The following is a 7,046-nucleotide window of genomic DNA, read 5'->3' on the forward strand; positions in this document are numbered from 1 at the left end:
GGCCTCCAATCCAGCCAGCATCTTGAATCACAAACATCCGGCTTTGGGAATCCTACGATTCTCTCAAAATAGGAATCGCTCTAGGACCGGCTCGAGTTTTCCCTGGCCTATCGGACCTTCGGCGACGGGTCGGGGGATCTGCGCCAGCCCAATGCCCTGCATCGCGGCCCCGAGCAGCGTCGGATAGTCGTGCGCGATCAGCGGGCCTGAGACCATCGCCTCGATCTCCCCGTTGCCGTCGACGAAAGACCAGGGCGCGATGGCGCCGTTCGAACGGCGCAAGCGCAGGCAGGCGTGGCGGCACAAGTCGTCGACGTGCTCGGGGTAGCCATGGCGCTCGAGATAGTCCGGACTGCCGACGACCACGAACGGGAACGACGGCGTCAGCCGCACCGCGACCATGTCGGGCGCGATGAACTGGCCGAGGCGGATGCCGGCATCGAACCCGCCGGTCGCAAGATCGACCATCTCGTCACTCGCGGCGATCTCCAGCTCGACCTCGGGATAGGTTCGGCAGAACGATGCGATCATCGGCTCCAGGATCAACGGCACGACGGCGCGGGGGACGGACAGGCGTAGCAGCCCGGTCGGCCGTTGGCCGACATCGCGCGCGGCCTCGCCTGCCGCGACGAGCTCCTCGAAGGCAGGTCCGGCAAGATCGAGGAACCGCTGGCCAGCCTCGGTCAAACCGACGCTTCGCGTCGTGCGCACGAACAGCGCCGCACCCGTGCGGGCTTCCAGCGTGCGCACCGCCTGGCTCACGGCGGACGGCGTCACGCCGAGATCGGCGGCGGCACGGCGAAAGTTGCGGCGCCTGGCAACCGCCAGGAAGGTCTCGACCCCCTCCAGCGCACCGTGCCGGACTGTGTAGTTCTGCTTCATAGGTTGTTGTGATTACCCCGGGTAGTCGAATTATGGAAGCAGGCTTAGAGGTAACCGACTGAAGCTGGGGCCGCGTGAACCGGCTGCTGACAGGAGGCCAAATGTCCACGGAAATGGTGTTCCAGACCCATCTCGTTCTAGGCTACGTCGCGTGGCTGCTCTGCTTCGGCGCATACGGCCTCCCATGGCTGAGCTCGCTGGACCGGGTCGCGGCGCAACGTGCCATCGCCACCCTGCACAGCTTGCGTTTCTTCGGGCTCGTGTTCATCCTGCCGGGCGTCGTAAGCCCCGATCTGCCGGCCGGTTTCGCCGTGTTCGCCGCCTACGGCGACTTCGCAACAGGGGTACTGGCCATGCTGGCGCTGCTCACGGTGAGGCTACCCCGGCTCTTCTGGCCGTTGATCGTCGCCTTCAACATCGTCGGGACGGTCGAGCTCGTCGTCGATTATTACCACGCCATCCAGGTCGGCCTCCCTGCACATGCGGAGCAACTGGGCGCCGCCTACGCGATCCCGATCATCTATGTACCGCTGCTGATGATCACGCACATCGCCGCATTCTATTTTCTGCTACGCCCTCCGAAGGTCCGGATCCTAACGACGACCGCCCCGGCTGTGCTTTGACGGCAAGAGTATACCCCAAAGAAAAAGGCGCGGGCTTGGCCCGCGCCTTTGTTCTGTCCAGGCTTTCGAAGCTCAGTCCTTCTCGAAGATGCGCGCCTTGGCGACGACGCCGGCGATGGCGCCGCCGATCAACGGTGCGACGATGAACAGCCAGAGCTGGCCGATCGCGGCAGTGCCCGAAAACAGCGCCGGGCCGATCGAGCGGGCCGGATTGAGCGACGTGCCGGTCACCGGGATGATGGCGAAATGCAACCCCGCCAGCGTCAGGCCGATGACCAGCCCGGCGAACGCCGTCGAGTGCTTTTCAGCGGTGACACCCAGGATCACGGTGACGAAGGTGAAGGTGCCGATCACTTCCCACAGAAATGCCGAGCTGACGCCCCATTTCGTCACATCCCAGCCATTGGCGCCGAAGCCGGTCGTGTGTCCGCCAACCTGGCCGGAAACGATGATCCACAACGCCAGCGAAGCAAGGACGCCGCCGATGACCTGCGCGATCCAGTAGGGGATGACGTCCTTGGCCGGCAGCCGGCCCGCCAGAAAGACACCGAGCGTCACCGCCGGGTTGAGATGCGCGCCCGAAATCGGGCCGATCGCATAGGCCGCCGCGATGAGGCCGATGCCGAACGCCAGACCGATGCCTTCCTGGCCGAGAGGCAGCGCGCCGCCGAAGCCGCCCGTCACCACAGAAGCCGTACCGATGAACACCAATAGAAATGTGCCTAGAACTTCCGCCAGATAAGTCTTCATTGCCCTCTCCTCGTGTCAATCCGCCGGTCCGCCTTTTGCGCTCCGCGAATCACAACCGGAAGAGTATTCGCAACCAGAAAAGTTGGAAAGCAGAGCGGTTGTGCAGGCCGACCTGCTTGTGCGCGCCGGTTGCGCGCTCTAGAGCAGGGCCGGAATAATTTTCTGCGTGACGGAACAAGACCATGCGATTGGGCGGACGGCTGGCTGCGGCCATCGAAGTGCTGGAAGACATCGGCCGGCGCCACCGGCCGGTGGCGGACGCGCTGAAGGATTGGGGCCTGTCGCATCGCTTCGCCGGCGGCGGCGACCGTGCGGCGATCGGCAACATCGTCTATGACGCCTTGCGCCACAAGCGTTCCGCCGGCTGGCTGCTGGGGCAGGACACGCCGCGCGCCATCGGCTTCGGCGCGCTGCTGCTCGAATGGGGCCAGACGGCACAATCGCTCAACGAGGCGCTTGATGGCGACAAGTTCGCACCGCCGCTGCTGACCGCCGCCGAGCTTCAGGCCATCGCCGACCATCGGCTCGCCGACGCGCCGGACGCGGTGCGGGCGGATGTTCCCGACTGGTGCGCGCCGCTTTTCGAGCGAGCCTTTGGCTCGACCTGGGCCGACGAGGGCGCGGCGCTGGCAACGCGCCCGCCGCTCGACCTCAGGGTCAACACCTTGCAGGCCAACCGCGACAAGGTGCTGGCCGAACTGACGGGAACTGGCGCGAAACCCTCGGCAATCGCGCCACACGGCATCCGCATCCCGCCGATCGACGGCGACGGCCGGCACCCGAACGTGCAGGCCGAGCCGGCTTTCCAGAAGGGCTGGTTCGAGGTCCAGGACGAAGGCTCGCAGATCGCGGCCGCCCTTGCCGGGGCCGAAGCCGGCATGCAGGTGCTGGATTTCTGCGCCGGCGCCGGCGGCAAGACGCTGGCACTGTCGGCTTCGATGGAAAATCGTGGCCAGATCTTTGCCCATGATGTGGAGAAAGCACGGCTGGCACCGATCTTCGACCGCATCCGTCGTTCGGAAAACCGCAATGTGCAGGTGGTCACCAAACCCACAGAACTCGCGCCGCTCGGCAACCACATGGACATCGTGCTGGTCGACGCCCCATGCACCGGCAGCGGCACCTGGCGCCGCCGTCCCGACGCCAAATGGCGGCTGACGCAGAGACAGCTCGATGCCCGCAAGGGCGAGCAGTCGGCGATCCTCGATGCGGCCAAAGCCTATGTCAAACCGGGCGGCCTGCTGGTCTACATCACCTGCTCGGTGTTTGATGAGGAAAACGGTGAGCAGATCGCGGCCTTTCGGGACCGTAACAGCGGTTATGTTCCCGTCGACCACCGCAAGCTCTGGGACAGCCGTTTTCCCGGCCATGAGGCAGCCGCACGCATCGGCGCCAAAGGCGACATCTCGCTGTCGCCGGCGCTCAGCGGCACCGATGGGTTTTATCTCTGTGCGTTACGCAGATCGGCCTGAATCCAATTCCTGACGGATGCGCGGCGCCGGCCGGCATGCCAGGTCGATTGTGCAGTGCAGCAAAAGCATTTGCCTGCCGTCCATGCCTCTGCAATAAGCTATCCGCGTAAAGGAAGCAGCGGCAATGGCAGCAAAGATCGTACCCGCCCCGGACTATGAGGATCGCGTCAGGACATCCTTCGCGCGCCAGAAGGCGATGGCCACGATCGGCGCCGAACTGACGCTGGTGACCCCCGGCATCATCGAGATCGAGATGCCCTATTCGGCGGCACTCACTCAGCAGCATGGCTTTCTCCATGCCGGCGTCATTTCGACGGCGCTGGACTCGGCCTGCGGCTATGCCGCCTTTTCGCTGATGCCGGAAAATTCCGGCGTGCTGACCATCGAGTTCAAGGTCAACCTTCTGGCGCCGGGCAGGGGCGAGCGCTTCCTGTTCCGCGGCTCGGTGACCAAGCCAGGCCGCACCATCATCGTCGCCGACGGCCAAGCCTACGCCTTCGCCGCCGACGGCGAGGCCAAGCTGATCGCCACCATGACCGGCACCATGATGACCGTGGTCGGGCGTGATGGCATAGAAGGGTGAGTGGCCGGTTCGCCGCAGGCGAATCCATCGTGCCGGTGGCACGATGGAAGGCCACGAACGCCGGGAGCTGCCGGAGGCAGCGGGTCCCGGCGAGCGGCGGTGCAGATAAGCAGATGATCCGGCGGAGAGGAGCAAATCATCATGACCGGTAAAGTGTCGCGCCTGTCGGGCAAGGACGTCCTCTTCGTCATGGCGGCGCAAGCCGAATACGGCCCGCACCTCAAGCAGCTGTTCACGCCATTGATGACCGGTGTCGGTCCGGTCGAGGCCGGCGTCAGGCTGGGTGCGGAACTCTCCTGGCTGAAATCGCAAAAAGCACTGCCGGATCTCGTTGTTTCGCTCGGCTCAGCCGGCAGTCGGACGCTGGAGCAGACGGAGATCTACCAGGCGGTTTCGGTCAGCTACCGTGACATCGACGCTTCGCCGCTCGGCTTCGAAAAGGGTGCGACACCCTTCCTCGACCTGCCGGTAACCGTGCCATTGCCCTTCAAGATACCGGAGATCAGGCAGGCGACCCTGTCGACCGGCGCAGCGATCATCACCGGCGCGGCCTATGATGCTGTTAGCGCCGACATGGTCGACATGGAGACCTTCGCCTGCCTGCGCGCCTGCCAACTGTTCGACATTCCGCTGATCGGTCTGCGCGGCATTTCCGACGGGGCGGCGGATCTGCGGCATGTCGGCGACTGGACCGAATATCTTGAAGTCATCGACGAGAAGCTGGCGGACGCCGTCATGCGGCTCGAACGGGCGATCGGCGACGGCGCCCTTCGGACGGAACCATCCCATGAAGATGCCAGACCAGCCTGAAAGTCGGGCTACGCAACCCATTGCGCCGACTCGTTTCTTTCTCTAAACGCTCGCCATGAAAACAGCCAATCATCCCGACACCGTCCTGATTGTCGATTTCGGCAGCCAGTTCACCCAGCTCATCGCCCGCCGCATCCGCGAGGCCGGCGTGTTTTCCGAGATCGTGCCGTTCCAGTCGGCCGAAGCGGCATTCAAGCGCATCAATCCGAAGGCCGTCATTCTGTCCGGCGGTCCGGCTTCGACCGGCGATATAGGCAGCCCGCGCGCGCCGCAGATCGTCTTCGATTCCGGCGTGCCGGTGCTTGGCATCTGTTACGGCCAGATGGCCATGTGCGTGCAGATGGGCGGCGTTGCCGAAAGCTCCGACCATCGCGAGTTCGGCCGCGCCTTCGTCGAGATCCAAAAGGACAGCCCGCTGTTCGAGGGCCTGTGGGCACCCGGCCAGCGCCACCAGGTGTGGATGAGCCATGGCGACCGCGTCATCTCCTTGCCCAAGGGCTTCGAAGTGTTCGGCAAGTCGGAAGGCTCGCCCTTCGCCATCTTCGGCAGCATCGAGCGCAAGATGTACGGCATCATGTTCCACCCCGAGGTGGTGCATACGCCCGACGGCGCCCGGCTGCTGCGCAACTTCGTCCACAACATCGCCGGCATCGAGGGCGACTGGACCATGCGCGCCTACCGCGAGCACGCGGTCGAGACGATCCGCAAGCAGGTCGGCAAGGGCAAGGTCATCTGCGCGCTGTCGGGCGGCGTCGATTCCTCCGTTGCGGCGCTGTTGATCCACGAAGCGGTCGGCGACCAGCTGACCTGCATCCTTGTCGACCACGGCCTGATGCGCAAGGACGAGGCCGCGGGCGTGGTGGCGATGTTCCGCGAACACTACAATTTACCGCTCATTCTGGTGAACGCGTCGGACCGTTTCATCGACGCCCTCGAGGGCGAGTCGGACCCGGAGAAAAAACGCAAGACCATCGGCCGGCTGTTCATCGAGGTGTTCGAGGAAGAGGCCAAGAAACTCGGCGGCGCCGAATTCCTGGCGCAGGGCACGCTCTATCCCGACGTCATTGAAAGCGTCTCCTTCACCGGCGGCCCGTCGGTGACGATCAAGTCGCACCACAATGTCGGCGGCCTGCCCGCGCGCATGAACATGCAGCTTGTCGAGCCGCTGCGCGAGCTGTTCAAGGATGAGGTCAGGGCGCTAGGCAAGGAGCTTGGCCTGCCCGAAAGCTTCATCGGCCGGCACCCGTTCCCAGGCCCGGGTCTTGCCATCCGTTGCCCCGGCGGCATCACCCGCGAAAAGCTGGAGATCCTGCGCGAGGCCGACGCCATCTATCTCGACGAGATCCGCAAGGCCGGCCTCTACGACGCCATCTGGCAGGCCTTCGCCGTGCTGTTGCCGGTGCAGACGGTCGGTGTGATGGGCGATGGCCGCACCTACGAGTTCGTCTGCGCGCTGCGTGCCGTCACCTCGGTCGACGGCATGACGGCGGATTTCTACCACTACGACATGGCCTTCCTCGCCGCCGCCGCCACCCGCATCATCAACGAAGTCCGCGGCATCAACCGCGTCGTCTACGACGTGACGTCGAAGCCGCCGGGAACAATCGAGTGGGAGTAGGAGTTAGCGTAGTCTGGAATGCTCCGGCGTAGTTTTTCGCAGAAAAAGCAACGATTTGCGGTTTATCTCATTCACTATCGACGCTGCATCAGCCGCACGTCCTACCGTCAGCGCAAGCCCGCATTTGTGAGATTGGGCGCCGGTGTGTCTTGAGATCGCCTCATTGGCTGACCGCAATCAGAATTCTAGAGCGTTTCATATTTTGACGGAAGCGTAGCCTGCGTTTCGAAGTAGTTCTTGCATTCGGCTGCCTCGATGGTTTCGACGAGGTGGCCGATGTGGCGCCACGTGTCCTCGACGGTGCGTTT

7 protein-coding genes and 1 pseudogene are annotated in these 7,046 nt (G+C 64.3%); 5 read left to right on the forward strand and 3 right to left on the reverse strand.

Features of this window, described 5'->3' with window-relative positions; translation table 11 throughout:
* Positions 1–63: 63 nt before the first annotated feature.
* Positions 64–882: a LysR substrate-binding domain-containing protein gene (locus tag NKI69_RS33225; RefSeq protein WP_352723423.1), complete on the reverse strand. Its 819-nt coding sequence runs from the start codon at positions 880–882 to the stop codon at positions 64–66.
* Between the two features lie 101 nt (positions 883–983).
* Between NKI69_RS33225 and NKI69_RS33230 the strand changes: the two genes are divergently transcribed.
* The gene (locus NKI69_RS33230; protein ID WP_352676032.1) at positions 984–1,505 is read left to right on the forward strand and encodes a DUF8737 domain-containing protein; all 522 of its coding nucleotides are present in this window, start codon (positions 984–986) and stop codon (positions 1,503–1,505) included.
* 72 nt (positions 1,506–1,577) lie between these two features.
* Here NKI69_RS33230 and NKI69_RS33235 read toward each other — a convergent pair whose 3' ends face one another.
* The gene (locus tag NKI69_RS33235) at positions 1,578–2,255 is read right to left on the reverse strand and encodes an MIP family channel protein (protein ID WP_013530368.1); all 678 of its coding nucleotides are present in this window, start codon (positions 2,253–2,255) and stop codon (positions 1,578–1,580) included.
* A 182-nt stretch (positions 2,256–2,437) separates the two neighbouring features.
* On the opposite strand from NKI69_RS33235, the gene NKI69_RS33240 reads away from it, so the two are divergent.
* The 4 genes from NKI69_RS33240 to guaA all read left to right on the forward strand — a co-directional run bounded on the left by NKI69_RS33240 (position 2,438) and on the right by guaA (position 6,738).
* Entirely contained in the window at positions 2,438–3,727 is a 1,290-nt protein-coding gene (locus tag NKI69_RS33240) for an RsmB/NOP family class I SAM-dependent RNA methyltransferase (protein ID WP_352723426.1), read from the forward strand.
* Between the two features lie 124 nt (positions 3,728–3,851).
* On the forward strand, positions 3,852–4,310 hold the full coding sequence (locus NKI69_RS33245) for a PaaI family thioesterase (RefSeq protein WP_013530371.1): 459 nt from the start codon (positions 3,852–3,854) through the stop codon (positions 4,308–4,310).
* Between the two features lie 141 nt (positions 4,311–4,451).
* Positions 4,452–5,120 carry a 5'-methylthioadenosine/S-adenosylhomocysteine nucleosidase gene (locus NKI69_RS33250; RefSeq protein ID WP_023809009.1) on the forward strand — a complete coding sequence of 223 codons (669 nt, stop codon included), beginning with the start codon at positions 4,452–4,454 and terminating at the stop codon, positions 5,118–5,120.
* Positions 5,121–5,175: 55 nt separating this feature from the next.
* Positions 5,176–6,738: a glutamine-hydrolyzing GMP synthase gene (gene guaA / locus NKI69_RS33255; RefSeq protein WP_352440688.1), complete on the forward strand. Its 1,563-nt coding sequence runs from the start codon at positions 5,176–5,178 to the stop codon at positions 6,736–6,738.
* A gap of 195 nt (positions 6,739–6,933) precedes the next feature.
* On the opposite strand, the pseudogene NKI69_RS33260 reads toward guaA, so the two are convergent.
* A pseudogene (locus NKI69_RS33260) lies at positions 6,934–7,046 on the reverse strand (IS630 family transposase); the annotation flags it as partial.

The sequence above is a fragment of the Mesorhizobium sp. M0491 genome (assembly GCF_040321265.1).
Classification (GTDB): Bacteria; Pseudomonadota; Alphaproteobacteria; order Rhizobiales; family Rhizobiaceae; genus Mesorhizobium.